Source organism: Gemmatimonadaceae bacterium, from assembly GCA_035633115.1.
In the GTDB taxonomy this organism is placed as follows: Bacteria; Gemmatimonadota; Gemmatimonadetes; order Gemmatimonadales; family Gemmatimonadaceae; genus UBA4720.
In genome coordinates this window covers 1-15,906 of record DASQFN010000005.1, presented here as the reverse complement: position 1 = coordinate 15,906, position 15,906 = coordinate 1, and the positions used below count along the sequence as shown (strand labels likewise).

Below are 15,906 nucleotides of genomic sequence, written 5' to 3'. Positions count from 1 at the left end.
CGGATACATCTCGAGAGTGTACCACGTGCTTCCCTCCAGTCGTGTGCGCTCATCGGCGAGAGACACGAGACGGAATTCGCCGCGTCGATCGACGGGCTCTTCGAAGCCGAAATAGCGCGAGAGGAATGACGGAGTCATCCTCGATCGGCTTGCCGCCTCTTTGCGCTCGCCGCATACTGTTGCGAACCAATGGAAAAGCCTCCGCTGAGCGACATCTGCCGCGTGTGACCAAACTACCCAAGCATTCGAAGGATTGGCTCAACAGGCAAGGGCCGGCACCGCCAACCAGCTGGTCGGGGCTCGATGTCAGCGGTATGGTCGCAAAAGCCGTCGAACAACGCTGGGCAACACCTACGCTGCCCGCCGGCGCGTACGAGTTCACCCTCAGCGGCACCGAAGGAGACGCCGACCTTTACGTGCGGAGACATCATCCACCGACCACGACGACTTACGACTGCCGGCCATATAAAAACGGCTCGAACGAGATTTGCGTGGTCAACCTGGCAGGCCCGGCGGTCGTGCACGTAATGGTGCGCGGCTACGCCATATCATCGACTTTCCGCCTGGAGGGCAAGAAGAAATAGTCCGCTACCCGACGGGTGCCAGCGGGGGGTGCCAGCGAGTCCGGCGATTGCCTATCTTTCGAGGCTATGTTCGAGGATCTGAGCGAAAAGCTCGAAGCGACTTTCGCCCGCCTGCGCGGGCGCGGAACCCTGAGCGAATCCGACATCAAGGAAGGCCTCCGCGAAGTGCGGCGCGTCCTCCTCGAGGCCGACGTCAATTTCGCGCTGACTCGCGAGTTCCTCGAGCGTGTAGAGAAGAAGGCCGTCGGCGTGACCGCGCTCTCTGCCGTGTCGCCCGCCCAGCAGCTCGTCAAGATCGTCCACGAGGAGCTTGCCAACATGCTCGGCGAGCGCCGCGAAGGTCTGAAGCTGAGCTCCGTTCCGCCGACTATCGTGATGATGGTGGGACTCCAGGGCTCCGGTAAGACGACCACGGCCGCGAAGCTCGCCAGAAAACTTGTTGGTGAGGGACGCCCGACGCGTCTCATCGCCGCCGACGTTTATCGTCCGGCCGCAATCGATCAGCTCGAGACTCTTGGACAGCAGCTGAACGTACCCGTCTACGCTGATCGTACGACGCAGGATGTCGTGAAGATCGCGAAAGCGGGAATCGACGATGCGAAGCGTGCCCGCGACCGCGTTGTGATCGTCGATACAGCCGGCCGGCTCCAGATAGACGAAGAGATGATGGACGAGCTTCGCCGCCTGAAGGACGCTGTCCATCCGACGGAAATTCTCCTCGTCGCCGATGGCATGACCGGTCAGGAAGCGGTGAAGATCGCGCAGGGATTCGACAGCGCGCTCGGCGTCACTGGTGTCGTCCTGACGAAGATGGACGGTGATGCGCGCGGGGGTGCGGCGCTCTCGATCTACGGCGTAACGAAGAAGCCGATCAAGTACATCGGCGTCGGAGAGAAGTCCGACGCGCTGGAGGAATTCCATCCCGACCGCATGGCCGGCCGAATTCTTCAGATGGGCGACGTGGTCTCACTCGTCGAGAAGGCGCAGGCTGCGTTCGATGAGGAAGCGGCGAAAAAGCTGCAGAAAAAGGTGAAGAAGGAAGGGATGGACCTCACCGATTTTCTGAACGCCATGCGACAGATCGAGCGCATGGGTCCGCTCGAGGGCGTGCTCAAGATGCTTCCCGGGATGAACGCAAAGATGTTGAAGCAGGCGAAGGTCGATCCGAAGCGGATGAAGCATGTCGAGGCGATCGTTCTCTCGATGACTCCCGCTGAGCGGAAGGATCCGTCATTGCTCAACGGGTCGCGACGGGCACGGGTCGCGCGCGGCTCGGGTCGCACGATCAGCGAGGTCAACAGGTTGCTCGAGCAGTTCCGTGAGATGCAGAAGATGATGAAGAAGATGTCTCAGGGCGGACGCATGGGAATGCCGTCGATGCCCGGGATGTTCGGAATGCGGTAACACGCCGCATGAGTACCGGGTGCGCGCCGGAATCACCGGCGTCGCGATGAGCCCGGGAGTTTTACGAGACACTCTTGAGGGAGATGTACAGATGGTAAGAATTCGTCTCCGCCGAATCGGGCGGAAGAAGGCACCAGTCTATCGCATTGTCGTCGCCGATTCGCAGAGCCCGCGCGACGGAAAGTTCATCGAGATCATTGGTCAGTACGCTCCCCGGCAGCAGGGCGAGGGTGGTCTCAAGATCGACGAGGCGCGCGCCGACTACTGGCTGAACGTTGGCGCGCAGCCGAGCGATACCGTTCGCTCGCTGCTTCGTCGTGCGGGCGTGCTTCGCAAGCGGCACGAGCAGCGTCTCGGAATCGAGCGCCAGGTGGCGGCGGTGCCGCTGCCCGAGCGCACCGAAGAAGAAGAGCGCGCGCTCCAGGCGGTCGACTCCGCGCCCCCGGCGGAGAACACTGAGGCGTAGTGTGTCGGCGCCCGCATTCGCGGTCGTAGGAATGATCCGCAATGCGCAGGGAATCCGCGGTGAGGTGGTCGTCGAGCCACTCACGGACACTCCCGACGTAGTATTCGCACCCGGTCGCCGCGTGTTGGTCGGCGACCGTAGCGGAAACGCGCCGGTCATGGCGCGCGGCGTCCCATCCTCGCTTGCGGTCGACTCGGCCAAGCCATTCAAGGGCGGCCTGATCGTCAAGTTTGACGACGTCGCCGACAGGAATGCCGCCGAATTGCTGCGCGGCCGTTATTTGCTCGCTCCGTTCGAGGAGCTCGAGCCGCTGGGCGCGGGGGAGATCTATCTCCACGACCTCATCGGCATGCGCGTGGAGCTGGACAATGGCCAGCCCGTAGGCGAGGTGACTTCGTACTACGAGCTGCCGCAGGGGCTGACGCTCGACGTTGCAACATCGGCCGGGAGCGTACTCGTTCCGTATCGTCCCGAAGTGATCGACCGGACGGACCAGGGCGCGGGTAAGATCATCGTCAAGTCTGAAGTCGGGTTGTTCGAGTAGCGATGCCACTTCGCATCAATGTCATTACGATCTTTCCCGAATTCTTTGCGGGCCCGCTCTCCCTGAGCATCCCGTCCCGCGCAGCGGAGGCGGGAAGCGTCGAATATCGAATCGTCGATCTCAGGGATTACACGCACGACAAGCACCGAACGGTGGACGATTATCCCTATGGTGGCGGCGCGGGGATGGTCATGAAGCCGGGCCCGTTCTTTGAGGCGGTCGAGGCGATCGCCGTTAAGCCCCCAATTGTGCTGCTGTCACCCCGCGGTCGGCGCTTCGCTCACGCCGATGCCGTGCGGTACGCAGCAGGAGAAGAGCTCACGCTGCTTTGCGGTCATTACAAGGATGTGGACCAGCGTGTCGCGGACCATTTGGCGACGGAAGAGATCTCGCTCGGCAACTTCGTCTTGAGTGGGGGCGAAGCTGCCGCACTCGCGGTAATCGATGCTACAGTGAGATTGCTGCCCCGCGCGATGTCGGACCTGGACAGCGCGCGGGGCGATTCGTTCTTCGACCGCGGAATCAGTGCGCCGAGCTACACCAGGCCACCGGAGTTCCGGGGGCACGAGGTTCCGCCCGTGCTGCTGTCGGGAGATCACGCGAAGATCGCAGAGTGGCGCCGAACGGAGTCGGAACGGCTGACGGCAGACAAACTGCGAACCGCGGATTGAACAGCTACTGCGGATTTGCGGACCAACGGCACTGCTGACTGCTAACTGACTACGGATTGGGAAACCTACTGCGAACTGAGGGCTGGATTCAGGATTGCGAACCTGAGTGGACGCTGTTGATCCGCAGTGCGTAGTAGGTGTCCCAATCCGCAATCAGTCAGCAGTCCGTAGTGCCGTTGGTCCGCAATGCGAGTCCGCAGTCAGACGCGCTGGCAAATCGCGCGTTCGGCCGTTAACTTTTCCATTCTCCACCCCAATACATACATCCCGGGCAGCCCAACCTTTGCCCCGAGCCTCATATGCATCCATTTATCGAAACCCAGAAAGAATGGCTCCGCACCGATGTGCCTGCCTTCCGCGCCGGCGATACGCTGCGCGTAAATGTCCGCGTCAAGGAAGGTGACAAGGAGCGTCTTCAGGCCTTCGAAGGTGTCTGCATCGCGCGCCGTGGCAGCGGAGTCAGCGAGACGTTCACCGTTCGCAAGATCTCGAGCGGCATCGGAGTCGAGCGCATCTTTCCGGTCCACAGCCCGATGATCTCTTCCATCACTGTAGTCCGCCGCGGGCGCGTCCGCCGAGCCAAGCTTTACTACCTCCGCCACCTCACCGGTAAAGCCACGAGGATCCGCGAGCGCAAAGTCCGCGTTCACGTTCCTGGCAGCGAGACGTAGCCAAACCTTTCCGGTCCGTCGCCGCCGTTGCAGTTTGAGGGCGATGAGATTCGCAGAGTGAGCTCGGAAGCTGATTCCGCGACGGGCACCGAAAGCCCGTCGCCGGTGGTCCCTTCCGAGCGCAAGAAACACCGCCACCGCCACAAACGGTGGACGACGATCGAGAAAGAGCTCCGTGCCCTGCACGGACCGCTCATCGCAGGAGTCGACGAGGTCGGCCGCGGCCCCCTTGCCGGCCCTGTCGTCGCCTGCGCCGTGATCATGCCCCCCGACATGCGCGCGATAGCCGGCGTTGACGACTCCAAACAGCTCACGGCCGACCAGCGCGTACGACTCGCGGTGAAGATTCGCGAACGGGCGCTGGATTGGGCGCTCGGCGCAGCGTCGGTCACCGAGATCGAGCGCCTCAACATTTACCAGGCGAGCGTGCTCGCAATGCGACGCGCGCTCGGACGACTTCATCTCGCGCCGCATCACGTCCTGATCGACGGCAAGAGGATGCGCACGCTTCCGATTCCTCATACCGCTGTTGTTCACGGCGACGCGCGCTGCTTTTCGATCGCGTGCGCATCGATAATCGCGAAGGTCACTCGCGATCATCTGATGCGCCGGCTCGCTCTCCGTCATCCGGCCTACACGTGGGAGAGAAACGTCGGCTACACCACTCGCGCCCACATCGCCGGCCTCGCCTCGCACGGCATTACACGCCACCACCGCCGCAGCTTCTTTCGCATCAGCCAGCTCGCTTTCGATTTCGACAGTCTCGCGGTAACAGAGGACATGATCATCGTCGAGGAGCTGGCGCCCGAGACTCTGCCCGCCTGACTTCGTGGACGCGCCGCTCGTCGGAGTGATCATGGGCTCACGCTCCGACTGGGAGACCATGCGTCACGCAGTGGAGACTCTCGACGCGCTTGGCGTTCCGAACGAATCCCGGGTCGTATCGGCACACCGCACGCCTGACCTCCTGTTCGAGTACGCGACGACCGCCGAGCAGCGGGGAATCGAGGTGATCATTGCCGGCGCGGGCGGCGCCGCGCATCTCCCGGGAATGACGTCCGCGAAAACCATGCTGCCGGTGCTCGGTGTGCCAGTCGAATCGAAGACGCTTCAGGGAATCGACTCGCTGCTCTCGATTGTTCAGATGCCGGCGGGAGTGCCGGTCGGAACGCTCGCCATCGGCAAGGCCGGAGCGATCAATGCCGCGCTGCTCGCTACGGCAATCCTGGGCAACAAGCACGCGAAATTTCGAGAGACGCTCGCCGCCTTCCGCGCGACTCAGACACAGACGGTCCTCGACCAGCCGGATCCGGCCGCGACCGGGTGAGAGTAGGAGTACTCGGTGCCGGGCAGCTCGGCCAGATGCTCGCGGTTGCCGCGAGACGTCTTGGCATCGAGATCCGTTTTTTCTCCCCTGATCCGCATGCGCCCGCCGCAATGCGCGCGGAGCTCATCGTCGCCGAATACGAGAATGAGGCTGCGCTCGCGCACTTCGCCGAAGGTCTCGACTTCGCGACGTACGAGTTCGAGAGCATTCCAATCGCGGCCGTCGAGAGCATCGCCCAGCGGGCGACAGTCCGACCACCGGTGCGTGCGCTCGAAACGGCGCAGGACCGCGCGAAAGAAAAGGCGTGCTTTGAGGCTCTCGGAATTCCAACCGCTCGCTCGGCAAGCGTCGATTCGCTGCGAGAAGCTCGAGCGGCTCTGGCGATGGTGGGGTCGCCCGCGGTTCTGAAAACGCGTCGGCTCGGGTACGACGGAAAAGGTCAGGCCGTGATTCGCCAGAGCACTGATCTCGAGCGAGCGTGGGTCACTGTTGCGGGCGCGCCGTTGTTGATCGAAAGCTTCGTATCGTTCACTCGCGAGCTGTCGCTCATCGCAGTGCGATCGTCGACCGGCGACGTTGCATTTTATCCCCTCGTCGAAAACCATCACAGTGAGGGGCTTCTCCGGTTTTCACTTGCACCGGCGCCCAATGTTTCAGCGCCGCTGCAGAGTCAGGCCGAGGACTACGGGAAAAAAGTGCTGGATTACCTGGATTACGTCGGAGTTCTAGCGATCGAGTTCTTCGAGACATCCAGCGGACTCGTCGCCAATGAAATGGCGCCGCGAGTTCACAATTCCGGTCACTGGACGATCGAGGGGGCCGACACGAGCCAGTTCGAGAATCATCTGCGGGCGGTAACAGGAATGTCCCTCGGCTCGACGGACGCTCACGGCGTGTCCGGGATGGTCAACGTGATCGGGCAGGAGCCCGACGTTGCGCGACTCGGAGAGCTACCCGGTGTGCACGTACATATGTACGGCAAACAGCCCGCGCCGAGAAGAAAGCTCGGGCACATAACGGTTACTGCCGAGAGCATGCAGGGGGTGCTTCAGGCAATCGGTCAGGTGCGCGGAGTTTTGGCGAGGAAGTAGGTCAAACCCGACGCGCAGAAGGAAAAACCGGACACGCATGACGCACGGACTCAATGGGCTTTGGGCCTCGACCGAAGCCTCCCACTACGTCCGCGGGCAGTTATTCTTAGGTATGCGCTGTTTTGCTTACGTCCGTGTTGCATCGGTTGTGGCCGTGGCGGCGTGCACAACTCCGAACACTGCGATCACCGCGTCCGGACCATCGGGCTCTGACGTTATCTCTCTCGATCGCGACTTCGAGCTGAGGCCGGGACAGACCGCCAGGCTGGACGAAACCGCCATCGCCGTCTCCTTTATGGGCGTCCCGGAGGATTCGCGGTGTCCAGCTGACGTCCAGTGCGTCTGGGCGGGCAATGGAGCGGTGTCACTCGTCGTCACCGACGGGACCGGCGCAAAAAGCACAGTGATCCTGAATACGACGCTCTCTCCGCGCTCAGCGACGGTATCCGGGTACGAGATCGGTTTTACCGGGCTAAAGCCTGACCCCAAACAGGGTTCCCCGATCCCGCTGGCGAATTACGTCGCGACGTTGCGGGTTACGCGTCCGTAGGCGGCTTCAAACGTTATCGGCGGTGGCGATGTCAAATCGCCATTCACCTTCAACTCAAAACTGAACATGTCCCGATACGCCAACGTTCTCCGGGTGCTCGTGGTATTTGCTGCATTTATTCCCCCTGTCAGCGCCTCGGCACAGCGCGGGTCTCCTCGCCAGAGCGACGCTGAGTGGCTGGCCGACTGCAACTACGGCCGCGACCGCGATTACCGTGAGAGGTTCTGCGAGGTCAGACATACTGAGGCGCCCGCGCCGCGCGGGCCACTCACGGTCGATGGACTGCGGAACGGCGGCGTGTCCGTGATTGGGGCGGCGGGAGACAAACTGACGATCACGACGCGGATTCAGGCTCAGGCAAGAACCATGGCCGAAGCTCGCGACATCGCGCGTCGGGTGGGAACTGTCGTAAGTGGCTCGAACATTCGCGCAGAGGGACCGAGCAATCTCGACGACGCGTGGTGGTCGGCCAATCTGATAATCTGGGCGCCAAGGCGGTCGGATCTTCGGCTGACAACGTCGAATGGCCCGGTGAGCGTGGAAGATATTTCGGGTGACATGGAGCTGGAAACGCGGAATGGACCGCTGGCGCTGCGTGGGCTCTCGGGAAATGTGCGGGCGCGCTCGAGCAATGGTCCGCTCTCGATCGTCCTCACGGGCGCAAGATGGGAAGGCAGCGGCCTCGACGCGGAGACGCGGAATGGTCCGCTGTCGCTCCGAATTCCGGACGGATACTCTGCGCACCTCGAGGCGGGCACCAACAACGGCCCCATGAGTCTTGGGTTCCCGGTTACCGTGAGCGGCAGAATCGGTCGCAGCATTTCTACCACGCTCGGATCCGGTGGTCCAACGATCCGCGCAATCACGCACAACGGTCCGCTCTCGATAGCGCGTCGCTGAGTCGTCGCGACTTCAAACCATTTGACGTCGGCAAGTATCTGATTCAGCAACAAAAAGAGTGACGAGCCTCGATTGTCTGCAGCTGTCTTGATGCAGCCCATGGTACCCGCCGGAGACGCGGCGGATGTCGCTCTAGCAGCGTCTGGCGACAGGCGCGCGTTCGAGCGGCTGTACAAGGCGCATGTGAACCGGGTTTTCACGCTCTGCACGAGGATGTGCGGAAGCAGAGTCCGGGGAGAAGAGCTGACGCAGGACGTGTTCGTGAGGACCTGGGAAAAGCTGCCGCAGTTCAGAGGCGAAAGCTCTTTCTCGACCTGGATTCACAGGATTGCAGTGAACATCGTGCTGACGGACCGGAAGAACGAGGGCCGCGCGCGAAAGCGAGTGAAGGAAGACGATGACGAGGTCGGCGAGGGAATTTTTGCAGCGGCAGCAACAGTGCCGCGCGACGCCGACAGAATGGACCTGGCGGCAGCAATTGATTCTTTACCGCCCGGAGCAAGGCAGATTTTCGTGCTGCACGACGTTGAAGGCTACAAGCACGAAGAGATTGCGCAGCTCTGTGGCATCACGGCAGGTGGCAGCAAGGCGCAGCTTCATCGCGCCAGACTGCTATTGAGGGAGGCACTGAACCGATGACGAACCGACCCATCACGATGACATGCGCTCGAGTCGACGATGTGCTTCTCGAGTACCTCGAGGAGACGCTCGATGTCGCTTCGCGCGCAAGCGTGGATCAGCACGTGGCGAGTTGTGTGAGGTGCAGTGCAATCATGCGCGACATCGGCGCAATTCGGTCCGAAGCGGGCCGATTGCCGGTCCTCGCACCGTCGCGCGACTTGTGGAAGGGCATTTCCGAGAGAATCGCACCGGCAGTTCTGCCGCTCAGCGTTCCCTCGCGTCCGGCCATGCCGCGCCGCTGGATACCACTCGCGGCTGCGGCGGCCGCGGCCCTGGTAATCGGCACAGCGGGCGTGACGTACGTTGTCACATCGAGAACACTCGTCCCCTCGGCGCGAGTCGCGACTGTTGTGCAGGAATCGCCGATTCCGACGCAGCCGGCGCGCAGCCCGCTGCCTGATGGCGGACAAGACGACGTTCAGTCGGGCGCGGTCGCGGTGGAATCCTCCGCGGGATCACGCGAGCCAGAGGCCGCTGCGTCACCGGTCAGGCCGACATTGCGGGGTGGCGAGCCGTCGGCGGCGCTCGTGTCACGCTCCAGCGGGACGACGCGAACCGCGAGCGAAATGACCTACGGGGACGAGATCCAGCGGTTGCAGACAATCATCACCGAAAGGCGGCGCGAGCTCGACCCGGCGACTGTTTCCGTAATCGAGGAAAGTCTCAAGGTCATAGACGCTGCGGTGAAGCAGAGCCGGGCCGCGCTCGCGCGCGACCCGAGAAGCGGGTTCCTGGTTGATCAATTGAACAATGCGCTCGACAAGAAGGTCGAGCTCCTTCGAACGGTGGCGCTGCTGCCTTCGAGGACATAAATGGAGTGCAAATGATTGTTAAAGTGGTGCTCTCGAGCCTGGCGCTTGTCGCGTGTGTTACTGCGACGGCACAGGCACAGAGGGACCATAGAGAGTCACTGGACACGACCGTCACGCTCGACCGTCAGGCGACGGTAGACTTGTCGCTCATGTCCGGGCGTATCGAGGTCGTTGGCGGCAGCGGCTCGCAGGCCCGCGTTCGTGCCACGAGCACGAGAGGCGAGATTCGCTTCGACGCGACGGGCGGGCGCCTCAGGCTCTCGGTTGATCCGGGAGGGCGGCGCTGCAGGGACGACTATGGAGCCAACTGCGCGCACGGGGCTGGTGACGCCCGCTTCGAGGTAACCGTTCCCGCCGGCACGCGCGTTCTCGCCAACTCGATCTCGGGGCCGATTTCGGTGCGCGGGACCAAGGGTGAAGTCGACGTGAACTCCGTCAGCGCCGGCGTGATCGTCACCGACGCTGCGCGAAAGGTGAAGGCCGCCAGCGTGTCGGGTAACGTGTCTGTCTCGCAGGTTGCCGGCGACGTGCGCGCGAGCTCGGTGAGCGGGCGCGTGGAAGTGCTCGACGTCACCGGCGACGTCGAGAGCGAATCGGTGAGCGGCCGCATCTCCATTACCGGCGCGCGCTCGAAATACGTTCGCGCCGGGACGGTGAGCGGCCGGATAGCCTACACTGGCACTTTCGACCCTGCAGGTACGTATGAATTCAAGTCACACTCAGGCTCGCTCTGGCTCTCGCTTCCCGCGGATGTCGGAGCGCAGGTGATGATCGAGACATTCAGCGGCGGGATCGACAGCGATTTTCCGGTGACGCTTCAGCCGACGAGTACGAGGCGCTCCACCCGCAACATCGAATTCAAGATCGGCGACGGCCGGTCCCGCATCGTCGCGGAGACGTTCAGCGGACAAATAAAAATTCAGCGTGGCGACGGCCGCGATACCAGGAAATGACACAATGAGACTTGCCCTTGTGGGAATGCTCGCGGCGGCCATCATGGCCGTGCCAGACACCTCTGCGGCGCAAACAGGTCTTGGCCGTGATGTCGAGGTCTGGACGTGGCAGGGAAGAGTCGACTCCGGCCGCTGGTTCAGGCTCTCGAACGTGAACGGGGCCGTGACCATCACCCCGAGCTCGGACAATCAGGTCCACGTGCGGGCGGAAAAGAACCCGGGCCGCAACGGCGACATTCGCGATGTGAGCTTCGCTGTCGTTCAGAGCGGAGGCGACATCCGGATTTGCGCGCTGAACTTCGAGAATGACCGGTGTGACGAGGACGGACTGCATTCATCGGGCGACCACGACCGGCGTCGCAACCGGAATGTCTCCGTGAAATTCACCGTGCAGGTTCCGCGGGGCGTGCGGGTTGGGGCGGGCACAGTGAACGGTGCGATGACGGTTCGGGGCGTCGGCTCCGAGGTTCGTGCCAGCACTGTCAACGGTGGTCTCGAAGTGAGCGATGCCTCCGGCCAGGTCACCGCGAATACAGTCAACGGAAGCGTCCGGGTGACCACCAGCTCCGGGCCGGTGAGCGCGTCGACTGTCAACGGAAGCATCACCGCGCGGATGGGAGCTCTGTCGCGCGAAGGCGACATGAAGTTCAGCACGGTCAATGGAGGGATCACAGTCGAGACGCCGTCGTCGCTCGATGCCAACGTGACGCTCGATACGATGCACGGCGGTATCTCGAGCGATTTCCCGGTCACCATCACCGGCAAATTCGGTCCCCGCCACGCCGAAGGCACGATTGGCCGCGGCGGACGGCGAATCAAAATGAGCACTGTTAACGGCAGCGTGGAGCTGAGAAAAGCCCGCTAGCGGATCTTACGCGGCGGGCCTCGGCCGCAGGGCGAGACCGAGGCTCAAGCAACGACGCGACCAGCGCGGCGATCGCGACGTACTTTGTGATCTCGCCTCCTCCGGCCTCAGCGCCCAGTGTCGTAGCCGATGCTGGGCGCTCCGATTTTTCCGGCCCGATCCAATCGACGCGCTCGCCGTCGGCATAGGTTTGGAACGCGGGCCATTGAGCGGTCGGACTCTCGCCATCGACCCCGCGACGGCGATTCTGCTGCAGCAGGCCGCCGCCAGGGCCACCGGGCGACAGTAAGGCCGGACAGGACACGGCGCCTTCCAGAAAGGCCCGCGAATTGAAAGGATGTGTCCGGAGGAGCGCCAGGCTCGGTCGATTTCCTGGCCGACCAGGCATCAATTCTCAGAAGAAAAGGTTCCCCGTGCCAAAAAAAGACAATGCTTCAACCGACGAACCCACTCATTCCGGAGTGGTTGCCTGCCGGGTTCGGAATGGGACGCCGGAAGTGTTGCTCGTGACCGCCACTGGAAGCGGTAATTGGGTAATCCCCAAAGGCCGAATTGACGAAGACGTCGGCTCACGGAAGTCAGCGCGTCGCGCAGCGTTTGAGGAAGCCGGAATCAAGGGTAAGATCGACAAGGTTCCGTTCGACCAGTATACGCACGGCGGAGAGGAAGCCCGGGTTGAAGTTTTCCTGATGCGTGTGACCTCCGAAGCTCCCTCTTGGCCGGAAGAAGACGTTAGAGAGAGACGCTGGGTGCCTCTCGAAGACAGCAGGGACACCGTAGAGGATCCCGGGCTCCGGGATGTGCTGCGCAAGGCAGCCTCGCTGGCGAATCCGGGTAAATCGGGTGGCAGCGCGCGTAGCAGAAAGTTGCGTGCAGGGACTATTGGCGTCGGCATCGCCGCACTGCTGATAACCTTGGGTATTGTGACACGTAGTTCTCGAGCGCGCGATATTAGTCTGGGGGAAACTGCGAAAGCTGCGCTCGCGTTGCTCGAACAACCCGCTGCAGCGAAGGCGTCCGACGAAAACGCCCTCGCAGTCTGCCAGCTGCGCGGCAAGCTTGTAACACTGCCCGACGGGCTGTCCGAGGCGAGCGGAGCCGCCGTCAGCGTCGGTCATCCTGGGATCATCTGGACGCATAACGACTCGGGTGAGCCTTATGCCTACGCGGTTGACCGCGGAGGCAAAGCCCGCGGGCGCGTTCGCCTGACCGGCGCGCGGGTCGACGACTGGGAGAGCATCGATCTTGGACCATGTCCGAGTGGTCAATGCCTGTATGTCGGCGACATCGGCGACAACGGCGCGAAGAGATCCGACGTCGTCATTTATCGTGTTGCAGAGCCGGCTCCGAGCGCGACAAGCTCTGCTCGTGTGGAGGCAATTCGAGCAAAGTACCCTGACGGTCCGCACGACGCCGAGGCTCTATTCGTGTCTCCCGACGGCACTATTCATATAGTTACCAAGGGCGAGGGTGAAGGGAGCGCAGTGTATCGCCTTTCGCGTCCCGCGGCCGGTGGGACCACTGCGACACTGAAGCTGGTCCGCAGACTTTCCGACGGGAAGGCGAGCAAGAATGAACGAATCACCGGCGCGGACATGAGCGCGGATGGCCGATGGATCGTGCTCCGGACAAACGGGGACGTCGCCTTTTACAGAACACGCGACTTCGCTGGCGGGTCGCCCGCCGCGATGCGCATGGATCTGAAGTCCCTGAACGAACCGCAGGGTGAGGGTGTGGCATTTGGGGCGACCAGCGGAAGCGTTGTGCTCATCAGCGAGGGCGGGAAAAAGAAGAAGCCGGGCACAGTTGCAGAGCTCGCCTGCTCGCTCGATCCGCGATAGTCACCCCGGCGGGTGAGCGGCGCGATCGCGTGGCGCGGTTTGCCAGCGCCTCGCTAGGTTTAGAGCGAACCATCGTCAGACCCGGTAGCTCAGCTGGTAGAGCAACGGACTTTTAATCCGTAGGTCGCGGGTTCGAGACCCGCCCGGGTCATTTCAGCTCCTACATGCCTTCTACGATCGCTTTGAATCGCGGCGTCTCGCGAAGAGAGTAGAAGTCTGGGTCGTGCACCAGCCAATCCTTGTGCCCGTAGCCTTTATCGACTGCGTGCTCAAGCGACGCCAGCGCCTCCTCGGTGCGTCCCAATACGGCGTAGGCGCAGGCAACGTTGTATAGAAGCTGCGGATCGTCCGGATCTATCGCCACGGACGTCTTCATGAATTCGATCGCCCTCTCTGTCTGGTTCAGCCCAACGAGTAACCCCGCGCCGAGATTCCAGGCGCGCGCGTCGTCTGGATTCAGTTCCAGTCGATCCTGTATGAGCATCAGCGCGCGGCGGTTCGCCGCATCGCACTCGGCGATCTGGCCAAGAGACTTGTGGGCCTGGCCGAGAAAACAGAGCGCCTGAAAGTCGTCCGGACGGAGCGAGGATGCGACCTGAAAAAACTTCACCGCTTCGGCGTCGCGACCCTGCGCAAGGCAGGCTCTACCCCAAAAATACTGCGCCTCGAACAATTTTGGATCGAGCCGCGTTGCCCTCTCGAACTCCCGTTCTGCGTCACTGTAGTTCTTGCTCAGAGAGAACGCGATTCCGCGAGATAAATGCGCTTCCGCCAGGTCAGGAGCGAGTTGAAGGGCCGTGTTGCTGGCGCTTTCTGCCTGCTTGAGATTCGATTCGCGCGCGTCGAACATCATGTAGAGAAGAGAGCAGCAGTCGGCGATCCCGGCGTGAGCGAGGGCGTAGTTGGGATCCAGCTCGATCGCTCGTTTGAACATCTGCCGCGCATATTCGAGACTCTTGCGACGGAACTCGAAGAACTGTCTGCCACGCAGGTAGAATTCGTAAGCCTGGAGATTGTCAGTGCGCGAGCTCTCGATCGCTTTTTTCTCACCTTCGCTCAGAATCACCCTGAGCGCCTTGACGATTGCCTGCGATATGTCGTCCTGAATCGCGAAGACGTCTTCCATCTCGCGGTCGTATCGCTCGGACCAGAGGTGGTAGCCGTCGGCGACGTTCACAAGCTGGGCGGTGATGCGAAGGCGGTTGCCCATCTTTCGGACACTTCCCTCGAGAACTGTCGAGACCCTGAGCTTGCGGCCGATCTCATTGATGTCCTCATTCTTTCCCTTGAACGCGAATGACGACGTGCGAGATGCAACGCGAAGCGACTGGATCTTGGTTAGGGCATTGATGATTTCCTCGGCCATTCCATCGGTGAAATACTCATTCTCCGGATCCGGACTCATATTAGCGAACGGTAGGACGGCAACCGATTTCGCGGCAGCCACGACCGGTTGAGGAATCGTCTGGGTGTCGGTAGGAGTTGCGAGTCCGGACGCGAGCGCCTGCGCAAACATCGAGGCAGTAGCGAATCGCTCGCCGGCATCGGTAGACATGGCTTTGGTCACCGCGCGCTCGACATACTCCGGAACAGTGTTGCGTGCGGCGCGCAGCGGCTTGGCGGTCTCAGTGAACCGTTTTGACATGATGGCCTGGGGCGTCGGACCGGTGAACGGCCGCTCACCGCTGAGCATCTCGTAAAGGACGCAAGCCAAACTGTATTGATCGCTTCTCCCATCGAGATTGACATCGCCTGCTGCCTGCTCGGGACTGACGTACGCCGGAGTTCCCACCATCATTCCCGTCTGGGTCAGTGTCTCGGAGCCGGCCGCGCTCACCGCCTTGGCGATGCCGAAATCCATCACCATCGCCTCACCCTCGTAAAGCATAACGTTTTCCGGCTTCATGTCGCGATGCACGATTCCCTGACGGTGGGCGTAATCGAGGGCCGAGGCAATCGCGCGCGCGTGGTGAACCGCTTCATCTACCGGAAGTAGGCGCTCCCGATCGAGTCGCTCGCGAAGCGATTCGCCTTCCACGTACGGCATTACATAGTAAAGAAAGCCGTCAGCTTCGCCGGAATCGTGAAGCGGCAGGATGTGCGGGTGATTGAGTCTGGCGGCGAGCTTGATCTCGCGCAGAAAGCGATCCGGACCGAGCGAAGCCGCCAGATCCGGATGAAGAACCTTCAGTGCGACGACGCGGTCGTGCTTGCAATCCTGCGCGAGATACACCGTCGCCATGCCACCGCGCCCGAGCTCGCGATCGATCGTGTACGCGTTGGAGAGTGACGAGCGCAATCGCTCGATCGCGAGAGCCAGGGCAGATACCGGAATGAGTGAGCGGAGTGGAGGAACCTACGGACGAGCAGATCGCAGTCAAGAAGCTCATCACCGCCCGTTAGAGCTGACCACATATTCTACGATGCGTCTCGACAATAGCGTGATCCTCGCGCGACATGATGAACGGCGAAACAACTTCCGACCTCCGCGCGAGCCTCGAGAAGGCTCTGGTCTAGTGTGCCGATCTGTGTGCCAACTCAGCCAA

The 15,906-nt window shown here is 62.1% G+C and carries 16 protein-coding genes, 1 tRNA gene and 1 pseudogene; 17 read left to right on the top strand and 1 reads right to left on the bottom strand.

Annotated features, from left to right (window positions below; genetic code table 11):
- Nucleotides 1–224: 224 nt before the first annotated feature.
- From VES88_00185 to VES88_00105, 17 genes and pseudogenes are all read left to right on the top strand, one after another.
- Complete coding sequence (locus VES88_00185; GenBank protein HYN79888.1) at nucleotides 225–584, top strand: PPC domain-containing protein; 360 nt, start codon at nucleotides 225–227, stop codon at nucleotides 582–584.
- 66 nt (nucleotides 585–650) lie between these two features.
- On the top strand, nucleotides 651–1,988 hold the full coding sequence (ffh, locus tag VES88_00180; protein HYN79887.1) for a signal recognition particle protein: 1,338 nt from the start codon (nucleotides 651–653) through the stop codon (nucleotides 1,986–1,988).
- Nucleotides 1,989–2,079: 91 nt separating this feature from the next.
- Nucleotides 2,080–2,310, top strand: a pseudogene (gene rpsP, locus VES88_00175) (30S ribosomal protein S16).
- A 145-nt stretch (nucleotides 2,311–2,455) separates the two neighbouring features.
- Nucleotides 2,456–2,998 (top strand): ribosome maturation factor RimM, encoded by a 543-nt coding sequence (rimM, locus tag VES88_00170; GenBank protein ID HYN79886.1) that lies wholly within the window; start codon nucleotides 2,456–2,458, stop codon nucleotides 2,996–2,998.
- A 2-nt stretch (nucleotides 2,999–3,000) separates the two neighbouring features.
- A complete protein-coding gene (gene trmD, locus VES88_00165) occupies nucleotides 3,001–3,669 on the top strand; it encodes a tRNA (guanosine(37)-N1)-methyltransferase TrmD (GenBank protein HYN79885.1) in 669 nt (222 codons plus the stop codon).
- A gap of 299 nt (nucleotides 3,670–3,968) precedes the next feature.
- Nucleotides 3,969–4,340 (top strand): 50S ribosomal protein L19, encoded by a 372-nt coding sequence (gene rplS, locus VES88_00160; GenBank protein HYN79884.1) that lies wholly within the window; start codon nucleotides 3,969–3,971, stop codon nucleotides 4,338–4,340.
- A gap of 57 nt (nucleotides 4,341–4,397) precedes the next feature.
- Nucleotides 4,398–5,165: a ribonuclease HII gene (locus VES88_00155; GenBank protein ID HYN79883.1), complete on the top strand. Its 768-nt coding sequence runs from the start codon at nucleotides 4,398–4,400 to the stop codon at nucleotides 5,163–5,165.
- A gap of 4 nt (nucleotides 5,166–5,169) precedes the next feature.
- Nucleotides 5,170–5,667 (top strand): 5-(carboxyamino)imidazole ribonucleotide mutase, encoded by a 498-nt coding sequence (purE, locus tag VES88_00150; protein HYN79882.1) that lies wholly within the window; start codon nucleotides 5,170–5,172, stop codon nucleotides 5,665–5,667.
- On the top strand, nucleotides 5,664–6,758 hold the full coding sequence (locus tag VES88_00145) for a 5-(carboxyamino)imidazole ribonucleotide synthase (GenBank protein ID HYN79881.1): 1,095 nt from the start codon (nucleotides 5,664–5,666) through the stop codon (nucleotides 6,756–6,758). Before purE ends, VES88_00145 begins: the two co-directional genes overlap by 4 nt.
- Before the next feature lie 112 nt (nucleotides 6,759–6,870).
- Nucleotides 6,871–7,308 carry a hypothetical protein gene (locus VES88_00140; protein ID HYN79880.1) on the top strand — a complete coding sequence of 146 codons (438 nt, stop codon included), beginning with the start codon at nucleotides 6,871–6,873 and terminating at the stop codon, nucleotides 7,306–7,308.
- A 66-nt stretch (nucleotides 7,309–7,374) separates the two neighbouring features.
- Nucleotides 7,375–8,208, top strand: coding sequence for a DUF4097 family beta strand repeat-containing protein (locus VES88_00135; GenBank protein HYN79879.1), 834 nt, complete (start codon nucleotides 7,375–7,377; stop codon nucleotides 8,206–8,208).
- 99 nt (nucleotides 8,209–8,307) lie between these two features.
- Nucleotides 8,308–8,847: an RNA polymerase sigma factor gene (locus VES88_00130; GenBank protein HYN79878.1), complete on the top strand. Its 540-nt coding sequence runs from the start codon at nucleotides 8,308–8,310 to the stop codon at nucleotides 8,845–8,847.
- The gene (locus VES88_00125; protein ID HYN79877.1) at nucleotides 8,844–9,701 is read left to right on the top strand and encodes a hypothetical protein; all 858 of its coding nucleotides are present in this window, start codon (nucleotides 8,844–8,846) and stop codon (nucleotides 9,699–9,701) included. The genes VES88_00130 and VES88_00125 overlap by 4 nt, the downstream gene beginning before the upstream one ends.
- Before the next feature lie 11 nt (nucleotides 9,702–9,712).
- Nucleotides 9,713–10,654, top strand: coding sequence for a DUF4097 family beta strand repeat-containing protein (locus tag VES88_00120; GenBank protein HYN79876.1), 942 nt, complete (start codon nucleotides 9,713–9,715; stop codon nucleotides 10,652–10,654).
- A gap of 4 nt (nucleotides 10,655–10,658) precedes the next feature.
- Nucleotides 10,659–11,519, top strand: a complete 861-nt coding sequence (locus tag VES88_00115) for a DUF4097 family beta strand repeat-containing protein (protein HYN79875.1) — start codon at nucleotides 10,659–10,661, stop codon at nucleotides 11,517–11,519.
- A gap of 413 nt (nucleotides 11,520–11,932) precedes the next feature.
- Nucleotides 11,933–13,360: an NUDIX hydrolase gene (locus VES88_00110; protein ID HYN79874.1), complete on the top strand. Its 1,428-nt coding sequence runs from the start codon at nucleotides 11,933–11,935 to the stop codon at nucleotides 13,358–13,360.
- A gap of 78 nt (nucleotides 13,361–13,438) precedes the next feature.
- A tRNA-Lys gene (locus VES88_00105) sits at nucleotides 13,439–13,511 on the top strand.
- Nucleotides 13,512–13,520: 9 nt separating this feature from the next.
- Here the strand turns inward: VES88_00105 and VES88_00100 are convergent.
- Nucleotides 13,521–15,659: a protein kinase gene (locus VES88_00100; GenBank protein HYN79873.1), complete on the bottom strand. Its 2,139-nt coding sequence runs from the start codon at nucleotides 15,657–15,659 to the stop codon at nucleotides 13,521–13,523.
- Between the last annotated feature and the right edge of the window lie 247 nt (nucleotides 15,660–15,906).